The sequence below is a fragment of the Bacillus carboniphilus genome, assembly GCF_020524035.2.
Classification (GTDB): domain Bacteria; phylum Bacillota; class Bacilli; order Bacillales; family JAIVKR01; genus Bacillus_CC.
The window spans coordinates 2,563,804-2,582,965 of record NZ_CP129013.1 but is presented as its reverse complement, the minus strand read 5'-3'; the positions used below and the strand labels follow the sequence as shown (position 1 = coordinate 2,582,965).

Below are 19,162 nucleotides of genomic sequence, written 5' to 3'. Positions count from 1 at the left end.
AAAATGTTATTTAAATAAGGGAGGGATTTGAATGTTAAAAGCACATAGAAACCAGGCAGTATCTTCGGTTAAATGCAAGATTGTGACCGTGAGTGATACTCGTACAAAACAAACAGATAAAAGTGGACAACTTATCGAGCAATTATTGGAGGAAAACGGGCATCAAGTCGTTGATTATGTCATTGTGCTGGATGAACCAAATGAAATTAAACAGCAAATCCAACATAGTGAAAAGGTCGATGTGATTATAACCAATGGGGGAACCGGCATTTCAAAACGTGATGTCACAATTGAAACGATTGAGCCACTCTATGAAAAAGAGCTCACAGGTTTTGGAGAAATTTTTCGTATGAAGAGTTATTTAGAGGATATAGGATCTGCGGCCATATTATCTAGGGCTTCTGCCGGTATTGTGGATGGGAAAGCGGTCTTTTCAATCCCAGGATCAACAGGTGCGGTTAAACTAGCATTGGAATCGTTGATTTTACTAGAGCTTGGACACATAGTAGGAGAGTTGAGGAAAGATGGACAGCAATAATAAGAAAAAAGGCTTCCAATAAGTGGCTATTACACCTACTGGACAGCCCTTTAATTACGCCATCAATCTACTCTCTCTTGCCTTTTTGATCATTTTCCTTGTATGCTTATTAATCGGTTTCTTTAAGAATATACCCATTAGAATCATAATCGTAGGGAAAATTGATAAATAGAGCAAATCTTCAATGACCACACCCCAAAGGATCCCGCCAACCGCTTCTCTCATCATGCTTATGGCATATGTGAACGGCATGAGGGGGTGGAAATATTGGAAAACCTTAGGAACAAGCTGGACGGGGAACGTCCCTCCTGAGCTTGCTAATTGCAGCACTAGTAGGATAATACTTAATGCTTTTCCGATATTTCCAAAGACAGAGACTAACGTGTAAATGATCGTCATAAACACGAGGCTAATAAAGATTGAGAATATCACAAACCAAAATTTATCGACTACGTATGTTTTTAATAAAAAGATATCCCCTAAAGAGACAATAACAGCTTGCATGATGGCGATTGTGAGAAAAGTGAAGAGTCTGCCAAAATAAACTTCTCCTGCTTTCATTCGCCTTTCTACATGCACTTCAACGGTTAAAACAGAAACTAAAATGAGCCCACCAACCCATAATGACAGTGTGGTGAAAAAAGGAGACATTGCCGAACCATAGTTAGGAATTGGGAACAGTTTGTTCTCCTTTAAAAGAATGGGATTGGCAAAGTAATCACTTTCTTCCTCATAATTATTTTTTAACAGCTCAATAATTTCTAAAAGGTCATATTCGGCTTGGAAGGTACGAATTTTATCTGCAATTGATTGTAAAGATTCTTGATAATAAGGAAGTTCTTCTTCAATAGTTGTCAATTGTTTGTCTAAGGCATTTAGTTGTTGTTGGGCACTTCCTAAGCGTTCTTCAGCTTGAGGGACGAGTTCTTTTCCTGTTTGTAAATAGTCCATCATTTTGTCCGCTGTTTCTGTTCCTTTTTGAAAAGCAGATTCTAGGTCTTTTAATGTTGTTTCATCAAAGTTGTCTGAAAGCTCCTGAATGATCGGTTTTATTTTTTGCTCGTTGTCCATAAAGTCTTTAAGGTTTTCCTCTGTTAACTGACCTTCTAGGGACTCAAGCGTTTGCAGTTGCATCGTAAGAAGGGTATTTAATGATTGTAGTTGATCAATCTCTTCTTGAAAAAGGGATGTATTTGACCAGTTTTGAACGGCTTCCAATATGCTTACCGTTTGTTCAATGGTTGATATTTTAGAAGTAATGCCTTCCATTTGTTCTTCTTTTTTAGCCGTTAACTCTTCGATTGGAAGCTCTCCGCTTTCCATTTGTTCGAGGAAGGATTGGCTTTCTTGTAGATAACTATTGAGTGTCTCATAGTTTATATTTAGTGAACCTGAAATCGTATTGAACCAATCTTCATATTTTGTAACTTTTTCATTTAAATCGACGGCGGTTGAATAATAATTCCCTAAAACGGCATTCACTTCGTCGAGATGCTCATTCATGTCTGAAACAATTTGTTGGTACTCATCAATTTTTTGACTACCTTTATTAACATCTTCAATAATTTTGGGGAACTCTTTTTCTATTTCGAAAATAAAGTTAAATATTTTTTCAATCGTCGGTAAGTTTTCTTCTAATTCAATGCCTAAGTCATTAAAAGTCTTAAAAATTACTTTATTTGCTTCTTTAACAAAGTTAGAGCTAATGATTTCTACTAAGCTGGAGACACCTGATGAGGTGATTTTTGGTGCAATGGCGTTAATTTTTTCGTTCACCGTATAAATGACTTCGGGCTTGACAGGGTCATCGGTTATTACGGTACTAATCTTTTCTGAAAAATCCTCATCTATCAGGATGCTTGCGTAGTAGTCGCCATGCTCTACACCATGCGTGGCTTCTTCTTCCGTTACAAACGTCCAGCCCATTTGTTCGTTATTCTTTAAAGAGTGAACGATATCATTACCGATATTAAAGCTTTCACCATTAATCGAACTACCCTTGTCTTGGTTGACAACCGCAATTTTAATCGCATCTGTATTTCCATAAGGATCCCAAGAAGATAAGATATTGAACCAGGCATAAAGTGACGGTAAGAAAGCTAATCCTATCACAATAATGAGGGCGGATCGATTTTTGACAATTCTTCTAATATCAGAAGTAAAGATCGAGACAATATTTTTCATGCTATTATTTATCACCTACTATTAATTTTTGCTTTTTGAAAAGAAGACAGGGAATGAAGGGTATGTAAGTATAGTTTTGACGGATGATATAATCTTATGTTGAAATTTATTTGCGTTCAATTATAAGAGGTTTTTGATGATTTAGATATCAAAAAATAGAAAAAGGATCACAGTAAAAAACTGTGATCCTTATATATTATAACTTGCAATCAAATCTTTCAAGTAATTTATGTCGTTATTTAAGAGTAAGATAGAATAAAAATTTGTCTTTATTTGGATGCTGCTTTCATTGTTAACCACAGGAAGTCTCTGGAGTTGGCGCAACCTCCATTTTATGGATTTTCGTGTTTCCTTTATCTCATATGGCGATGCACAGGAAGTGCTAGCGTCAACGTTAGTCACAGGACGTGACTGTACTTAGTTGACGTACCTTTTCATCTGCGTTGCTAAACGGGCGCTTGCGCTTTTCTTATTTTGAACGAACAATTAATACATCACATTGCGCGTGACGTGTAATATGTTCTGAGACGCTACCCATAAAGAATCGTTCAACGGCATTTAATCCAGTAGCACCACAAATGATCAAATCAACGTCAAACATCGGAGCTACATCTTTAGCAATTTTATGTTTAGCTGAACCATGTCCTAAATGGATCGTCACTTCTGTTAAACCAGCTTCTTCTGCTTGTTTCTCGTATTTTTCTAATAAATCTTTTGCATGATACTCTACGCGATGGACAATACCTGGGTCATAAGCTTCTACTGCTCCAAAACGTGTATCCAATACATGGGCAATGATTAACTCAGCATGGTTTCTTTTTGCAATGGCTATCGCTTTTTTAAAAGCAAACTCTGCTTGATTAGAACCGTCTACTGCCACAAGAATTTTCTCATATTGATGTGTCATTATCCATTCCCCCTAGTTGATCAAACTGATAATTTCTACCTCTATTTTATCATACTAAATTTATCCTAGTAAAAATGTAAGGATAATCACTTTAAAAATACTTTATTTCCTGTTGGTTTTAAAGGTCTCTAATCCCTTCAATCAAAGTAATGTCTATCTTACTGACGTGATATACTAGAAGCGGGTAAATAGAAAGGATGTTTTTATGAGTAAAACAGTAGTATTAGCTGAAAAGCCTTCAGTAGCTCGAGACATTGCACGCGTTTTAGGATGTAAGAAAAAGGGCAACGGTTACCTAGAAGGAAATCAATATATCGTGACTTGGGCGTTAGGCCATTTAGTGACTTTAGCCGATCCAGAAACGTATGATCAAAAATATAAATCGTGGAAGCTTGAGGATTTACCAATGCGCCAGAGCGGTTGAAATTGACTGTCATAAAGAAAACGAGTAAGCAATTCCATGCAGTAAAATCTCAACTTCACCGCAAGGATGTAGGTGAGATTATTATCGCAACAGATGCAGGGCGTGAAGGGGAGTTAGTGGCTCGTTGGATTATTGCCAATGCAAAAGTAAAAAAGCCAATTAAGCGTCTTTGGATTTCTTCTGTTACTGATAAGGCGATAAAGGAAGGGTTCAATAAACTAAAGGATGGAAAAGCTTACGAAACCTTATATCAAGCTGCAGTCGCACGTTCTGAGGCTGATTGGTATATTGGGTTAAATGCTACTCGAGCTCTTACGACACGTTTTAATGCACAATTGAATTGTGGTCGTGTGCAAACTCCTACGGTAGCGATGATTTTAGCGAGAGAAGATGAAATTAATCATTTTAAACCACAAACCTATTATAGTATTGAGGCGCAAACGAATCTATTGACTTTAAACTGGCAAGATGAACGAGGAAACACGAGAAGTTTCAATAAAGACAAAATCGATACAATGATTAAAGAATTGGATAGACTAGATGCAACGGTTACATCCATTGATCGAAAAGCGAAAAAAACAAATGCACCAGCATTATATGATTTAACAGAGCTTCAGCGTGAAGCTAATAAAAGGTTTGGCTATTCAGCGAAAGAAACGTTGTCCATTATGCAAAAGCTTTATGAGCAGCATAAAGTGTTAACCTATCCACGTACAGATTCGCGTTATCTTTCATCCGATATTGTTTCGACGATTCCCGAACGTTTAAAAGCTTGTGGAATAGGTGAATATCGTTCGATAGCAAATAAAGTTTTACAAAAACCAATTAAACCTTCAAAACGTTTCGTTGACGATGCGAAAGTTAGTGACCATCATGCAATTATTCCGACAGAACAATTTGTTAACTATCAAGCCTTTACTGATAAGGAAAGAAAAATATATGACCTTGTTGTTAAACGTTTCTTAGCAGTCTTATTACCTCCCCATGAATATGAACAAGTAACAGTTCAAGCCAAGATAGGGAAGGAACAGTTTTTTGCAAAAGGAAAAACCGTCATTAAACCTGGTTGGAAAGAAGTTTTTCAAAGTGGAATGGATGATGAAGATCTATCTGATGACATTAAAGATCAAACGATCCCACGTGTTCAAAAAGGCGATGTAATGAAGGTGCAATTGATGTCGCAAACGTCAGGTCAAACCAAGCCTCCTTCACGCTTTACGGAGGCGACACTCCTATCAGCCATGGAAAATCCGACAAAATATATGGAAACGAAAAATAAGCAATTGGCTGACACCCTAAAATCAACAGGGGGATTAGGAACAGTAGCGACTCGTGCAGATATCATCGAAAAGCTGTTTTCTTCTTTCTTAATAGAAAAACGTGGAGGGAAGGAAATTTATATTACCTCCAAAGGTCGCCAGCTGTTAGATTTAGTTCCAGAGGAACTGAGATCTCCATTGACTACAGCCGAATGGGAGAAAAAATTAGAGCTCATTGCCAATGGAAAGCTAAAGAAAGAAACATTTATAAATGAAATAAAAGAGTACACGAAAGAAGTTGTATCGGAAATAAAAGCAAGTGATAAAAAATATCGCCATGACAATGTTTCAACGAAGTCGTGTCCTGATTGTGGAAAGCCGATGCTCGAGGTAAATGGGAAGAAAGGGAAGATGCTCGTTTGCCAAGATAGGGAATGCGGTCATAAGAAAAACGTCGCTCGTTTCACCAATGCCCGTTGTCCACGTTGCAAAAAGAAAATGGAGCTACGGGGCGAAGGGGATGGGCAAATATTTACGTGTAAGTGTGGATACCGAGAAAAGTTATCTTCTTTTGAAGCCCGTCGTAAAAAAGAAGGAAAAGGAAAAGTCGATAAACGTACGGTGAAAAAATATTTGAATCAACAAAATAAAGAAGAACCAGCGAACAATCCGTTTGCAGAACTTTTAAAAGGAATAAAGATTGATGAATGAGAAAAGATGCCTGTTGAATCAGGCATCTTTTTATCTATATATAAAAATTCGGGGTTTATTTTCTATACCTAGCTTTAGCTTGCGGAAGCACCTGCGTAGCAGGAGGTGTGGTATAAAACCACCTACTTTTAGTAGCATTTCTTTTAGTCGGCTTTAGCCGATAAAACTCGTAGGCGGTTCAGTCCGCCTACGAGAAACCTCCGTACTTTAGTGCGGAGTCGTTTAGTGATTGTACTAAAAAGTTGACTACAATTAATGAATAAGCTCGATTTTATAATATGAAAGGTATACCTCTATCCTTATTCAGAGTAATTTTTAAAGAAGTACAATGTTAGTTCATTAATTGTTGAAAGAAAATGGTTTTCCACAAAAGTAACCTATGATAAATTAAATTTCTATCATTTTTTTAAAAGAAGGAGATACATAATGGAGTGTGTGATGTCCTAGTGTATACAAACTAAATCATATGGAGAAAACAGGGTTCATCTTTAGAGAAAAGTGCATGAAGAGGAGATTTCAGATTGAAAGAGAGTAAATTTTGTCATAATGAATCTATGAAATAGGAGCATCCAACAGGGTGCTTTTTTTGTGCGAGCCACCGTGAACTAAACAGGGAATAAACGTGGATGCGTGGTGGCTCTTAATATTATTATTTTTAAAAAAACTAAATATTATGTATTTGAAACTTTATCTCCTTTATATCGTATAATTTAATATGAAAGTCTTTTGCAATTATTTTATTTAAACAGGAGAGATGCAATATGTCAGAGAAAAATTGGGTAGCCACGTTATTATTATGTTTCTTCCTAGGTGTACTAGGTGTACACCGTTTCTATGTCGGAAAGATCGGTACAGGAATTCTAATGCTTATTACAGGTGGCGGATTTGGGATATGGGTATTGATTGATTTTATTATGATCATTGTTGGTAGTTTCAAAGATAAAGAAGGTAATCCGATAAAAGCATCCTGATAAGGGTGTTTTTTTGTTTGAACTAATTACTACTAAACATTATATTCGTAGGTCAGTTTGAAACCTTTTCTCTTTTCTGTCGTATAATGGATGAGGAAAGGGGATTTTGTTATGGATAAGTTCAAAGAATTATTTACATTTTTATTTTCTTTTTTATTTTTGATTGTTTTTTTATATACCAAAGATTACTTTCCTGTATTAAACAAGGTGATTCTCTATAGCTTTATTGTAATTACTGTATCAATAATATTGAGAAGAGTTTTTATAGAATCGAAGAAGTCTGAACCAAATAAGGAAATGATTATTGTTAATCTACTGTTTATTAGTTTTACTACTGGAATTTTGCTTTTGTTAAATCACTAAAAACTTATCAATAGGGTATACCATTCATAATCAACATTGGAGAAACGGATACGGAAAAGGAGCCGTAGAAGAAGCTTTAAATTTTGCATTTAACCACTTGAAATTCCATCGAATTGAAGCTCATATTAACCTTGATAATACACCTTCTATGAAATTAGCTGAGAGTGTGGGGATGGAATTTGAATGTATTCGAAAAGGTTTTATTTTCTATATCTAGCTTTAGCTTGCGGAAGCACCTGCGTAGCAGGAGGTGTGGTATAAAACCACCTACTTTTAGTAGCATTTCTTTTAGTCGGCTTTAGCCGATAAAACTCGTAGGCGGTTCAGTCCGCCTACGAGAAACCTCCGTACTTTAGTGCGGAGTCGTTTAGTTACGAGGGTGAAGAGTGGACGGATCATTTCATTTATTTCAAAAACTTTATGTTATTTTTTTAATGGTGTAGGAAGTATCAGAGATAGGGAGCTCCAAGATAAGTGAGTTCCCGATTTCTTAAACAGCTCCTCTAATTAAGGTGTTTTTATAAGTTTTCCTTCGTTATCTTTAAAATTACCAGTGATAATCATAATGAGGTCGGCGACAGACCAGATGCCAAGTCCACCTAAAGTAATGAGCATGAATACGCCGGAACGAACCTTACCGACAAAAAAACGATGTGCACCAAAAAAGGGGAGGAAAAAGCAGAGCAATAAAGTAATGGACCATTTCTTTTTCGATATGTATTTCTTTTTTTTAGACATAGACGTGTCCTCCAATAAGGGTGTTGATACTAAAATATTACAGTATTAAAACAAAAAAAGAAACAACCTCCTAGAAAAAGAAAGGTTGTATCTTCGAAACTTTACATTATGAACTGTATAGCAATAAATCCAATGATTCCTGCGAATAGAGAGTAATAAATCATTGGTACAAGTGTCATACGAATAATGGATCCTTCTTTTCCGACTAATCCTACTACGGAAGCTGCCGCAACAACGTTTAACACACAAACCATGTTACCGGCGTTGGCACCGAGCACTTGAAGAGATAGTACTTTCTCTGGGTCAATGGCGAGCTGATCCGCCACACTAAATTGGAAAAGAGAGAACATCATATTACTAAACGTAGCACTTCCTGAAATAAACGAACCTAGCGCACCAATAAAAGGAGCAACAATCGGCCATGCGCCACCAACAAGATTGGAGACAAGCGTGGCAAGTTCCATCGGCATGCTCATCAATCCTGCGTCATTTAATCCTGAGTTTATGAATATTCGAACCATTGGTACTGCTGTTCCAAGAGCAATGGCACTACCAATAAGAGCAATACCTGATTCTTTAAACGTCTTTGCAACCGCCGCTCCTTGCATTTTGTGTAATAAGATTGTTATTAAAACGGTGATTAAAAAGATCGTACCAGGTAGATATAAAGGTTGGAAGCTAGCTTTAATATCAGTTCCAAGGATATTGTCCCATCCAACTTTAATAGACGTGAGAGCCTCTTTTAAAGGCAGCACTTCTAATCGTGTTAAGACAAGTAAAATCGCAACAATTAAGTAAGGCGTCCAAGCTAACCAGACTGGAATTTTGTTTTCTTTACTTTCCTCTTCACTTACATTGATTTCTTTTTCTCCATCAAAGTCCCATACTTTATCAGGAAGTAAAAATCCTCTTTTAGCAGCCGGTACTACAATCGCTAGTCCGACAAGACCACCTATGATCGAAGGGAATTCAGGCCCTAAAAGGAAAGCAACGGTTAAGGCAGGTAAAGTAAAGCTTAACCCTGCAAATAAGGCAAATTTCCAAATCGCCAATCCTTCTTTCCAAGAACGATTTTCGCCAAAAAATCTTGTGAGCATAACGACTAGAATTAAAGGAATGAACGACCCGACAATTACATCGATTAAAACGGCCCCGGTCGCAACCGATTGGAGTAACTCGCCCATTGAGCCATCTCCAATGTAAGAAGAGACATGAGAAGCAATTTGACCTTCTTCTCTTAATCCTTGTTCAACCCCAACGATAATTGGAGTTCCGACCGCTCCGAATGAAACCGCACTACTATCAGCAATGAGCGCAACTGTAACGGCAGCAAGAGGAGCAAACCCCAAAGCCACCAGCAGAGGAGCTGCGATCGCAGCAGGCGTTCCAAACCCAGCGGCACCTTCAATGAATGAACCGAATAACCAAGCGATAATAATGACTTGGACGCGGCGGTCTCCTGAGATACTCATAAATCCGTTTCGAATCGAATCAAGTGCACCACTATTTGTTAGCGTATTGAGAAGAAGAATGGCACCAAACACAATCCATAAAATCGAAATGGCGATAATAATCCCTTCGAAAGTAGAAGCGACTACTTGAATGGTTGGAATTTTCCACACCGTTAAAGCAAGGAGTGCTGTAATAATTAAGCTAATTGGCATGGCTTTCGTTGCTGGTAATCTTAAAATAACAAGAAAAATAAAGACAGCTAATATTGGCGTTGATGCTGTTATTAATTCAATAAAGTTCATAATAATCACCCTTTATAATGGTTGTTAAAAAAGTAAATTGGTCTTATTTAATAGAGATTGTTCAAAAAGTCATGAAAAATTATTGCCTTGAACACGCACTAATAGAATACTTTTATTATCTTTCCTTTATCCCGACATTTTCAATACACACTTTTTATTTTAGTTTGTGAATAAATACACATAATAACAAAATGAATTTTAACAAATATTAAAGGAAAATGAAATCATATTTTTTCAAAGTTTTTTTTGTGTCTATGTAGGGTAAACAATTTATCGTATTTATGTTAAATTATAATTAATGAACAGCGGTAAAATATAAGGATTATTACAAATATTTGTTCTCTCTATATGGACAGGTGTTTATGTATTATAAATTACATTGAAATGAGGCGATTTTATGACAAGTCATTTATTATCAGATTTTCTTAAAGATAATTTACACGATTTAAAAGAAAAAGGTCTTTACAATGAGATTGACCCCCTTGAAAGTGCGAATGGTCCAATGATAAAGATAAATGGGAGAGAGCGAATTAATTTATCTTCAAATAATTACTTAGGGCTTGCAACAGATGTTCGTTTAAAAGAAAAAGCAAAAGCCGCTATTGATCAATATGGAGTTGGAGCTGGAGCTGTAAGAACGATTAATGGAACCTTAAAGCTGCACGTTGAATTAGAAGAGGCTCTTGCAACATTCAAACATACAGAAGCCGCGATTGCTTATCAATCTGGTTTTAATTGTAACATGGCCGCCATTTCTGCTGTAATGGATAAAAACGATGCCATCTTATCTGATGAATTAAACCACGCTTCTATTATTGATGGTTGCAGATTGTCTAAAGCAAAGGTGATTCGGTTTAATCATTCTGATATGGATGATTTACGACAAAAAGCGAAAGAAGCGAAAGAATCAGGCAACTATAATAAAATCATGGTGATTACGGATGGTGTCTTCTCAATGGATGGGGACATTGCCAAACTACCTGAGATTGTTGAGATTGCCGAGGAATTTGACTTAATTACATATGTAGATGATGCGCACGGCTCAGGTGTTCTTGGCAAGGGAGCGGGCACAGTTAAGCATTTTGGATTGTCTAATAAAGTTGATTTTCAAATTGGAACGTTATCGAAAGCCATTGGTGTTGTTGGCGGTTATGTCGCAGGGAAACAACAGTTAATCGACTGGTTAAAGGTGCGAAGCCGTCCGTTTTTATTTTCTACTTCATTGTCACCAGCAGATATCGCAGCTTGTATCGGATCGATTGAATTAATTTCTTCAAGTACAGAGCTTTGCGATCGTCTATGGGAGAATGCAGACTACTTAAAAGAGGGCCTGAAAAAACTTGGTTTTAATATTGGCCATAGTGAAACGCCGATTACTCCTTGTATTATTGGGGATGAAGTGAAGACTCAAACGTTCAGTAAAAGGCTGAATGAAGAAGGAGTCTATGCGAAATCTATCGTTTTTCCAACGGTCCCTAGAGGAACAGGAAGAGTAAGAAATATGCCGACAGCCGCTCATAGTAAAGAAATGCTTGATGAAGCCTTGAAGATCTATGAGAAAGTGGGGAAGGAATTAGACGTCATTTAAACAACAGAGAAAAGCGGCTTAATAATGGTCGCTTTTCATATTCAATGTCATCAAAGTTTTGACTGATGGAGGAATGAAGATATGAAGAAAGTGTTAGTGACAGGGGCTCTTGGGCAAATAGGATCAGAGCTTGTCATGGAAATGAGAGGTATCTATGGAGAAGAAAACATAATTGCAACAGATATTCGCGATAATGGAAGTAAGGTAGTGACATCGGGTCCGTTTGAATTACTCGATGTAACAGATGGAGAAAGGATGCATGATTTAGCTAAAAAGCATCAAGTGGACACGATCATTCATTTAGCGGCTTTGTTATCAGCAACGGCTGAACAAAAACCTCTCCTAGCATGGAATTTAAATATGGGGGGATTAGTCAATGCACTAGAAATAGCAAGGCAGTTGAACCTACAATTTTTTACGCCTAGTTCCATCGGTGCTTTTGGCCCTAGTACACCAAAGGATCAAACGCCCCAAGATACAATCCAAAGACCAACGACCATGTATGGAGTGAATAAAGTATCTGGAGAATTATTAAGTGATTATTACTTTCACAAATTTAACGTAGATACGAGAGGATTGCGCTTTCCAGGGCTGATCTCTTATGAAACATTACCTGGTGGCGGTACGACAGATTATGCTGTAGATATTTATTATCAAGCTGTGATGAAGGGTCATTATGAATCATTTATTGACCGTGGTACCTTTATGGATATGATGTATATGCCTGATGCGGTCAAATCAATTATTGATCTCATGGAAGCAGACTCAAGTAAACTAATACATCGTAATGCCTTTAATGTTTCGGCGATGAGTGTATCACCTGAAATGATTGGACAATCAATCCAACGGTTTATTCCAGATTTTACTCTTCGTTATAAAGTAGATCCTGTTAGGCAACAAATTGCTGAGAGCTGGCCAAATGCGATTGATGCATCCGCAGCGAAGCAAGAGTGGGGATTTAGAGCGAAATACGATTTAGAAGCCATGACGGAAGATATGCTACAAAAGTTGAAAGTGAAACTGATATCATAATGAAAGCCGTTATTTTTGATTTAGATGGAGTGATTGTGGATACAATTCAATTTTACTATCATTCCACGAAAAGAGTGGCAGATGAACTAAATGTTCCATTTACAGAGGAAGACAATTTATATTTTCAAGGTCGCTCGCGACTTTCTTTAATGGAAGAGCTAGTGAAAAGATCAGGTAAACATTATTCTCATGAAGAGCTTGTTACTTTAGGAGAAAAAAGAAATGCGTATTACCTAGAATGGTTAGAGAAACTAGACGAAACTTATCTTTTGCCTGGCATAAAAGAATTTTTACAAGAAGTGAAAGAGGCGAATCTTAAGACGGGACTTGCCTCATCAAGCTCGAATGCAAAATTCGTGTTAGACAAGCTTAACTTGGACTCATACTTTGATGTTATAGTTGATCCAAAGACGTTGATCAAAGGGAAACCTGACCCAGAAATCTTTTTAACAGCGGCGGATCGACTTAACGTTCCCTATGAATCTTGTGTGGCAATTGAAGATGGTGAGGCGGGCCTCGAAGGAATATTGGCTACACCTATGTTTTCAGTTGGAATCGGACAAGCCGAGTATTTACAAAGAGCACGATGGTGGATCAAGTCTTCTGAACAATTGACATTAGCCTCTTTACAGAAGAAGTGGATAGAAGTTAATGGGGAAAACTAACTTGTACGAATAGTGAGTGCCAAGAATGATGTTATATCAACATTCTTGGCTTTTCAATGTCTTCTTGCTTCTCACAAAAGTAGATGCTCAGTGCTCTTTCGAATAATATTGAATCAGTTTGATAGCCTCTCTTTTAATAAAATCAATTAATTCAACAGGCTCCTCAATCACTATTTCACTACCAAGACTAAGAAACATTCTACCTACAAAAGGAATATCTTCTTCTTTAATCTTTTCTTCAATTATGCCACTCCCATCAGAAGAAACTTGAATCCATTCTCCTATAGGATGAGGGTCTAGAATTTTACACCCTAACTTTGTTAATTGTGCTTTTATTCGTAATTTCCTTGAAGTTTCATGTGTTTGTTTTAACCACTTGTCAACGGTTACATCTTTAGGACTTGGGCCAATGAACTTTTCAATCTCTTTAATGGAGATAATTCGATCAACTCGAAACGTTACATTACTTTTTCGTTTATAACAAAACGCTAGACAGTACCATAATCCATTAGAAATAAAAAGTCCAAAAGGAAAAATGATACGAACGGAAAGTCCTGAGCGAGAATCATATTCTATTTCTTGATGTTTCTTTTCTAGTGACGCGTTCAATAGCTCCTTTAAATAATGATTTTTAAAGCTTCTTGGAGGAGAGTCGATAGCTAATCTCTCCTTTAATTGTGCCACATTTTGAAGCATTTCGACTGACATGGTTGCACGTATTTTCGTAAGGGTAGACATATTTTCAGATTGGAAAGGTCCATCATGTTGTTCTAGAATTTCATATGATAAAAGCAGGCCTGTAGCTTCTTCTACTGTTAATGATATGGGTGGAAGTTTCTGTTCCCTTATAAGAGTATACCCACCATTCGGTCCTGGTGAAGAAAAAAGCGGAACTCCCATTTCACTTAATAATTGTAAGTCTCTAAGCATCGTTCTTCGTGATACCAAAAACTCATCCGCTAATTCTTGAACTGTAAATCGATGTTTAGTATTTAAGGAAATTAATAGTTCAAGTAGTCTTGCCGTTCTAGACATAAAAGTCTCTCCTATTAGTGACGTGATTTGTCACCATCATACGATAAGCTATAGTGGAAGTCACGAAAATAATAGGAGGTTATAGTAAATGAAAGAACATATGATAGATTCAAATGGAATAGGAATTCAAGTTTATGAATATAGCCAAAAAGGTGAACCATTGGTGTTTCTTCACTATATGGGAGGAAGCTCTGCCATTTGGAGGGGAATCATTCCAAGCTTTATAGAAAAATATCATGTAATCGCGATCGACTTACGAGGACATGGGAAATCTGATCAACCCGAAACAGGCTATCAACTTGTCACCTTAGCTGAAGATGTTCGAACGGTGTTAGATACTCTTGGTATAAAGAAGGTAAATATTGTAGGAAGCTCACTCGGTTGTTACGTTGGAACTAAATTTGCTTCAATATATCCAGAGAGGGTCCTTTCTTTAGTAAATTCTGAAGGTGCCTTAGTTGAAATTGATCCAGATAAAACGAAAGAAGAACATTTAGAATATTTTTCTGTTCCAGAACAAGAATTTGAGTCAAAACAAGAATTAATACAGTTTATGAAGGAAACTTGGCTTCCTTGGAATAAAGAACGTGAAAGGGTATTGGTAGATTATGAGCCTAGGAAACTAGAGAATGGAAAAGTAACGTTCACATCCAAGAAAGAAAATTTAAGAGAAATAGCTGAGGATCTTTACGATACGAGAATAAGTGAATTTTATAATAACATTCAATGTCGTGTGTTATTCTTGCCAGCAGAAAAAGAAGGCGATCTTAATAAAAAATTACAGTTTATTAAAAGTGTTGAGCCTAACCTTAAAAATAGTAGCACTGTTGTTATACCTGGAACGTCTCATGCCATGATGTTTGATCATCCAAAGGAATTGATTGACGTAATCATCAATTTTTTTGATGAGAGATGACCAGAGTAAGTAAAAACATTAACCTATTAAAAACTAGGTTAATGCTTTTTTTTTATATTATTTGCCCTTCGTTCCACTCTTCTCTTAAAAGACCATACAAATAGACATCATGAAATGTTCCAAACCTAAATATTTCATTGCGTAAAATGCCTTCTTTTTTAAAGGAACACTTCTCGTAAGAACGAATGGCACTAGAATTGAAACTAAACACTTGTAGTTTAATTTTATTAATGTTGATGTAATGAAATATAAACGATATTAAAGTGTTCATTGTATCAGTGCCAAAACCTTTGTTTTGCCATTGGCTTCCGATAGAAATACCAACATAACAAGTGCTATTTTTCCAATTAATTGCGAAAACACCGCATGAGCCTATAAGCTCATTGGACTCCTTATCGAATATACCGAAAATAAATTCTTCTTTTTTGCTACTGATATTATTGAAAAAAGTAGCTGTATCTTCAATCTTTGTTGGAAATGGTATATCATCATTCGCAAGAAGTAAAGCTCCTGTTTCATTTTCGAATTGAGCAAATTGTTCAAGGTGGTGCTGCTCCATTTGTTTTAAAAGAATGGTACGACCTGTTAGAAAGTGATTGAAAAACTGTTTCATTTAACTCTCCCTTTAGTAAGGGGTGCAGCTGGAGGAACACCCCCTAGATTTTTTGTTGATTAAACAAATCATCTACTGCCATCTTCGCAATCATATTCACAACTCCTTGTCATTAGTTATTTAATTATACCTTAAGCATACAGGTGTAACAAATCGTAAGGGGCTATGCGATAGTTGACATAAGAAAAAGGACCCCAATGTAGATTTGGGTCCTTAAAAGGGTGTAATGGTCTTATTGGTCCGCTGGTACCACTTTAATTTCTTTAATCTTAGGGAATCTATCGCCTGTTTCTTCTAAGATGCATTCTTGTCGTGTGTCTAAAGCCATTTGTTGATCATCAGTCGTTACACTGTCCCAATGCATGTCGATTGATACTTTATACAGGTTGTCATTTTCGACCTTAATATCAATATTCTCTATACGGTGGCTACTCTTTTTAATCCGATTAGGGATTGCCATATACCAATCTGCAAACCCTTCAAAGCTTGTTATCGGTGGGTTAGGAGAGAAGACAAATTCAAACCCTTCAGTTGAAAACAGTTCTTTATATGGTTCGGCATTCCCGTTTAGTTGTTCCATTAAATAGAGATAGTAATGCGCAAAACTGTTTACTCGATTGTAGTGATGAGCACTTTCAAAAGAAGTAATCTCAACGGGTTCAACAATGTTAATATTGATTTCATTAAAAGTCCAGTTTTCTCCATTAAAGCTTATCTTGTTGTCATAATGAATCTTAAAGGCATTTAAATCACCTGTTTCATTTTCATTTTGATAAACAATGTCTATAGCTAATTCGCCCTCATTTTCGCTTATTTCATTGAAAGAAAAGGACTTCATGTGATGGGAGTGCCTGTTGTTCTTTGGTAAACGATGTAAGCTTGCAATAAATTCGTCCGCATTAGTTGCGACCCCATTAGGAGAAGAAATTTTTACATTTGGAGAAAGAATGTCTATTTGATTTTCGATCATTTTGTCTGTGATTTCACTTTCATAAATAACATACCAACGATGGGCAAGTGATTGAGCAATGTGAGAGTTTTTAGTAGATTTAAATGTCATGGTTATTTCATCTCTTTTCTAAGGTTTTTAATTGACTACTTAATATCTTTCTCCAAACGTACTCCCAACTGGGGCAAGTTCATTAATAAAATGTAAGTCCTCTTTTGTTAGCTCTACATTTAAAGAAGCAACATTTTGCTCTAAATATTTCATTCTTTTTGTTCCAGGGATGGGTGCGATATTTTCCCCTTGTGCACAAACCCAAGCTAAAGCAATTTGAGCAGAAGTGACGCCTTTTTGCGTTGCTAGTGTTTCAATTCCTTCCACTATTTTTAAGTTGTGATTAAACGCTTCATCTGTGAATCTAGGGTTGTTTAAACGCCAATCGTTTTTGCTTAATTGTTGTCTGCTCTTTAGTTTTCCTGTTAAAAAACCACGTCCTAGAGGACTATAAGGCACAAATCCAATTCCTAATCCATTGATGGTTTTTAAAACATCCGTTTCAACATCTCTAGACCAAATGGAATATTCAGTTTGGATGGCGGTAATCGGGTGAACGGAGTGTGCTTTTTTTAATTTGTTCAGATGTTACTTCTGATAAACCAATATATTTTACTTTACCTTCCTTTACTAGCTCACCCATGGCAGCAACGGTTTCTTCAATCGGTGTGTTTGGATCTACGCGATGTAAGTAATATAAATCAATCGTATCGACATTGAGTCTTTTAAGGCTTGCTTCACAAGCTTCTTTTACATATTCAGGAGAGCCATTAAGGCCTAACATTTGTGTCTTATTGCGAACAGGACCAAACTTCGTCGCGATCTGAACTTGAGAGCGAAAAGGAGTAGCGCTTTACCAACAAGCTTTTCATTGACTCCCATTCCATCTTCATCGTAACCATAGCTGTCCGCTGTATCAAAAAAGGTGACACCTAATTCGATGGCTCTATGAATGGTTTGGATGGACTCTGTTTCGTCTGTTTTACCGTAAAACTCAGACATTCCCATACAGCCTAAGCCCATTTTCGACACTTCTAACCCTTGTGATCCTAGTTTGATTTTTTTCATTCTATTCGCCACCTTCATTCTTTTTTTCGATTGATTAGAGTGTAACATAAGATATAAACTTAGTAAACCAAAAACAACTAAAATAGTTTAGTTAGTTTTTTGGATGAAATTCTAGTATAATAAGGTATGAGTAAACCGAGACAGGAAGTGTTCATGTATGAACGAACAGAAAAAAGAACAATATATTCAAAAGCTAATTCCTATAACGAGAGAGAGAGGACTACAATCGATTACTTCTGATCAAATTGCTCAAATTATGGATTTGAGTAAAGCGACGGTCTATAAGTATTTTTCGTCAAAGGATAACATTATATTAAAAATAATTGATCAATATTTAGCCTATATAAATAAAGTTTCTGAAAAAGAAGAATTGGAGCTTCAAAACATGGCGATTTCGTTCCAAGAATCATTGAACGAAACGATTAATATCGTCTTATACGTTTCCGAAAAGTTAGTAAGTGATGTCCGTTCACTATATCCTGAAAAATACGAGCAACTAGAAGAGGCGCTTCAAAAACGAGAAAAAAACCTTTTAGTATTTTATAGAGATGGGCAAAAAAAGGGATTTTTCTATGATGGAAACGTAGAGCTATGGTTAGAACAAGATTATCAAATGATTAAACTCATCGTTGATCCACAATTTTTAATGGAGAAAGACTTAACGTTAAAAACGGCATTATGGGAATATTATCAGATGAAAAAACGACAAGTAGTTAAAAGTGTTTATATGGAGCAAATAGAGGATGATTATATGAAAGAGAAAATTGACAAGATTGCAAAAAAATTAGCAAAAAACCTTTTGTAAAAGATTTTGAAAGGTTTCTCATGATTTAAGAAATAGAGATGGATGAAGTGAAGCAAAAGAGACTATCTTTGAGTAGATAGTCTCTTTTGCTTCAATTTTTTCACTCAATTATTTAAACAAAGAGTGAAGCTTACCTTCAACATCTTCTGAAACAGCTACTGTTCCACCAAATATGGTTAAAAGGTTTGGTTGTTTTTCAGTAAGAAAGTCTTGTAATTCTTCATGGACAGATGTCCCTACTAATAACACTCCTGTACCATTTTTTGCTGCAAGAGCGGCACCAGTTAACGCATCAGCGAATTTTTCACCTGTTGCAATGTACTGATGGTCTGCTCCTTCATCAAAATGGTTGGAAACGGCTATTGACGTTTGGTAGCGATCATCCCCAGCTAATCTAGTAGCTTCAGGTAACTGGGCCATGACATCAGCTGTTACTACTTTCTTTCCACCAATAACATAAGTGTTTTTCACTTTAAGCTCTATTAATGCGTCTTTCGTAGCATCTGCTAATTCATCTGCTTCTGTTAATAAGATTGGATAACCGTGCTTCGCAGCATAGGAAGCGACTGATAAGGCATCAGGGAAGTTTTG

At 36.5% G+C, this 19,162-nt stretch carries 16 protein-coding genes and 4 pseudogenes; 10 read left to right on the top strand and 10 right to left on the bottom strand.

Annotated features, from left to right (window positions below; translation table 11 throughout):
* Positions 1 to 31 precede the first annotated feature (31 nt).
* Positions 32 to 538 carry a MogA/MoaB family molybdenum cofactor biosynthesis protein gene (locus tag LC087_RS13150; RefSeq protein WP_226541282.1) on the top strand — a complete coding sequence of 169 codons (507 nt, stop codon included), beginning with the start codon at positions 32 to 34 and terminating at the stop codon, positions 536 to 538.
* A 54-nt stretch (positions 539 to 592) separates the two neighbouring features.
* Here LC087_RS13150 and LC087_RS13145 read toward each other — a convergent pair whose 3' ends face one another.
* Positions 593 to 2,722 carry a YhgE/Pip domain-containing protein gene (locus LC087_RS13145; RefSeq protein ID WP_226541280.1) on the bottom strand — a complete coding sequence of 710 codons (2,130 nt, stop codon included), beginning with the start codon at positions 2,720 to 2,722 and terminating at the stop codon, positions 593 to 595.
* A gap of 469 nt (positions 2,723 to 3,191) precedes the next feature.
* The gene (locus tag LC087_RS13140) at positions 3,192 to 3,629 is read right to left on the bottom strand and encodes a universal stress protein (protein WP_226541279.1); all 438 of its coding nucleotides are present in this window, start codon (positions 3,627 to 3,629) and stop codon (positions 3,192 to 3,194) included.
* Between the two features lie 205 nt (positions 3,630 to 3,834).
* On the opposite strand from LC087_RS13140, the pseudogene LC087_RS13135 reads away from it, so the two are divergent.
* From LC087_RS13135 to LC087_RS13120, 4 genes and pseudogenes are all read left to right on the top strand, one after another.
* Positions 3,835 to 6,023 (top strand): annotated as a pseudogene (locus LC087_RS13135) (DNA topoisomerase III).
* Positions 6,024 to 6,784: 761 nt separating this feature from the next.
* Entirely contained in the window at positions 6,785 to 6,994 is a 210-nt protein-coding gene (locus tag LC087_RS13130) for a TM2 domain-containing protein (RefSeq protein WP_226540379.1), read from the top strand.
* Positions 6,995 to 7,105: 111 nt separating this feature from the next.
* The gene (locus LC087_RS13125) at positions 7,106 to 7,357 is read left to right on the top strand and encodes a hypothetical protein (protein ID WP_226541277.1); all 252 of its coding nucleotides are present in this window, start codon (positions 7,106 to 7,108) and stop codon (positions 7,355 to 7,357) included.
* 10 nt (positions 7,358 to 7,367) lie between these two features.
* Positions 7,368 to 7,574: pseudogene (locus LC087_RS13120) on the top strand (GNAT family N-acetyltransferase); the annotation flags it as partial.
* 290 nt (positions 7,575 to 7,864) lie between these two features.
* On the opposite strand, the gene LC087_RS13115 reads toward LC087_RS13120, so the two are convergent.
* Positions 7,865 to 8,095 (bottom strand): TM2 domain-containing protein, encoded by a 231-nt coding sequence (locus LC087_RS13115; protein ID WP_226541276.1) that lies wholly within the window; start codon positions 8,093 to 8,095, stop codon positions 7,865 to 7,867.
* Between the two features lie 101 nt (positions 8,096 to 8,196).
* Complete coding sequence (locus tag LC087_RS13110) at positions 8,197 to 9,849, bottom strand: L-lactate permease (RefSeq protein ID WP_226541275.1); 1,653 nt, start codon at positions 9,847 to 9,849, stop codon at positions 8,197 to 8,199.
* A gap of 397 nt (positions 9,850 to 10,246) precedes the next feature.
* Here LC087_RS13110 and LC087_RS13105 point away from each other — a divergent pair, with 397 nt between their 5' ends.
* The 3 genes from LC087_RS13105 to pgmB all read left to right on the top strand — a co-directional run bounded on the left by LC087_RS13105 (position 10,247) and on the right by pgmB (position 13,134).
* A complete protein-coding gene (locus tag LC087_RS13105; RefSeq protein WP_226541274.1) occupies positions 10,247 to 11,437 on the top strand; it encodes a glycine C-acetyltransferase in 1,191 nt (396 codons plus the stop codon).
* 81 nt (positions 11,438 to 11,518) lie between these two features.
* Positions 11,519 to 12,469 (top strand): L-threonine 3-dehydrogenase, encoded by a 951-nt coding sequence (locus LC087_RS13100; RefSeq protein WP_226541272.1) that lies wholly within the window; start codon positions 11,519 to 11,521, stop codon positions 12,467 to 12,469.
* Positions 12,469 to 13,134: a beta-phosphoglucomutase gene (gene pgmB, locus LC087_RS13095; protein WP_226541270.1), complete on the top strand. Its 666-nt coding sequence runs from the start codon at positions 12,469 to 12,471 to the stop codon at positions 13,132 to 13,134. The genes LC087_RS13100 and pgmB overlap by 1 nt, the downstream gene beginning before the upstream one ends.
* A gap of 87 nt (positions 13,135 to 13,221) precedes the next feature.
* Here the strand turns inward: pgmB and LC087_RS13090 are convergent, their stop codons facing one another.
* Entirely contained in the window at positions 13,222 to 14,169 is a 948-nt protein-coding gene (locus LC087_RS13090; protein ID WP_226541269.1) for a helix-turn-helix transcriptional regulator, read from the bottom strand.
* Positions 14,170 to 14,257: 88 nt separating this feature from the next.
* Here LC087_RS13090 and LC087_RS13085 point away from each other — a divergent pair, with 88 nt between their 5' ends.
* A complete protein-coding gene (locus tag LC087_RS13085; RefSeq protein ID WP_226541268.1) occupies positions 14,258 to 15,085 on the top strand; it encodes an alpha/beta fold hydrolase in 828 nt (275 codons plus the stop codon).
* A gap of 52 nt (positions 15,086 to 15,137) precedes the next feature.
* Here LC087_RS13085 and LC087_RS13080 read toward each other — a convergent pair whose 3' ends face one another.
* The 3 genes and pseudogenes from LC087_RS13080 to LC087_RS13070 form a co-directional block, all read right to left on the bottom strand.
* A complete protein-coding gene (locus tag LC087_RS13080; protein ID WP_226541267.1) occupies positions 15,138 to 15,698 on the bottom strand; it encodes a GNAT family N-acetyltransferase in 561 nt (186 codons plus the stop codon).
* 232 nt (positions 15,699 to 15,930) lie between these two features.
* On the bottom strand, positions 15,931 to 16,758 hold the full coding sequence (locus LC087_RS13075; protein ID WP_226541266.1) for a hypothetical protein: 828 nt from the start codon (positions 16,756 to 16,758) through the stop codon (positions 15,931 to 15,933).
* A gap of 39 nt (positions 16,759 to 16,797) precedes the next feature.
* Positions 16,798 to 17,766 (bottom strand): annotated as a pseudogene (locus LC087_RS13070) (aldo/keto reductase).
* A gap of 157 nt (positions 17,767 to 17,923) precedes the next feature.
* On the opposite strand from LC087_RS13070, the gene LC087_RS13065 reads away from it, so the two are divergent.
* Positions 17,924 to 18,571: a TetR/AcrR family transcriptional regulator gene (locus LC087_RS13065; protein WP_226541264.1), complete on the top strand. Its 648-nt coding sequence runs from the start codon at positions 17,924 to 17,926 to the stop codon at positions 18,569 to 18,571.
* Between the two features lie 108 nt (positions 18,572 to 18,679).
* Here the strand turns inward: LC087_RS13065 and LC087_RS13060 are convergent, their stop codons facing one another.
* Entirely contained in the window at positions 18,680 to 19,024 is a 345-nt protein-coding gene (locus LC087_RS13060; protein ID WP_371932700.1) for a cell wall-binding repeat-containing protein, read from the bottom strand.
* Positions 19,004 to 19,162: pseudogene (locus tag LC087_RS13055) on the bottom strand (cell wall-binding repeat-containing protein); the annotation flags it as partial. The gene LC087_RS13060 and the pseudogene LC087_RS13055, both read right to left, overlap by 21 nt.

Bases quoted from the DNA above. Each gene is read 5' to 3' on its own strand.
- LC087_RS13080 (WP_226541267.1), bottom strand. From the start codon at position 15,698: ATGAAACAGTTTTTCAATCACTTTCTAACAGGTCGTACCATTCTTTTA.
- LC087_RS13140 (WP_226541279.1), bottom strand. From the start codon at position 3,629: ATGACACATCAATATGAGAAAATTCTTGTGGCAGTAGACGGTTCTAAT.
- LC087_RS13130 (WP_226540379.1), top strand. From the start codon at position 6,785: ATGTCAGAGAAAAATTGGGTAGCCACGTTATTATTATGTTTCTTCCTA.
- LC087_RS13105 (WP_226541274.1), top strand. From the start codon at position 10,247: ATGACAAGTCATTTATTATCAGATTTTCTTAAAGATAATTTACACGAT.
- LC087_RS13115 (WP_226541276.1), bottom strand. From the start codon at position 8,095: ATGTCTAAAAAAAAGAAATACATATCGAAAAAGAAATGGTCCATTACT.
- LC087_RS13125 (WP_226541277.1), top strand. From the start codon at position 7,106: ATGGATAAGTTCAAAGAATTATTTACATTTTTATTTTCTTTTTTATTT.
- LC087_RS13145 (WP_226541280.1), bottom strand. From the start codon at position 2,722: ATGAAAAATATTGTCTCGATCTTTACTTCTGATATTAGAAGAATTGTC.
- LC087_RS13100 (WP_226541272.1), top strand. From the start codon at position 11,519: ATGAAGAAAGTGTTAGTGACAGGGGCTCTTGGGCAAATAGGATCAGAG.
- pgmB (WP_226541270.1), top strand. From the start codon at position 12,469: ATGAAAGCCGTTATTTTTGATTTAGATGGAGTGATTGTGGATACAATT.
- LC087_RS13085 (WP_226541268.1), top strand. From the start codon at position 14,258: ATGAAAGAACATATGATAGATTCAAATGGAATAGGAATTCAAGTTTAT.
- LC087_RS13110 (WP_226541275.1), bottom strand. From the start codon at position 9,849: ATGAACTTTATTGAATTAATAACAGCATCAACGCCAATATTAGCTGTC.
- LC087_RS13090 (WP_226541269.1), bottom strand. From the start codon at position 14,169: ATGTCTAGAACGGCAAGACTACTTGAACTATTAATTTCCTTAAATACT.
- LC087_RS13065 (WP_226541264.1), top strand. From the start codon at position 17,924: ATGAACGAACAGAAAAAAGAACAATATATTCAAAAGCTAATTCCTATA.
- LC087_RS13075 (WP_226541266.1), bottom strand. From the start codon at position 16,758: ATGACATTTAAATCTACTAAAAACTCTCACATTGCTCAATCACTTGCC.
- LC087_RS13150 (WP_226541282.1), top strand. From the start codon at position 32: ATGTTAAAAGCACATAGAAACCAGGCAGTATCTTCGGTTAAATGCAAG.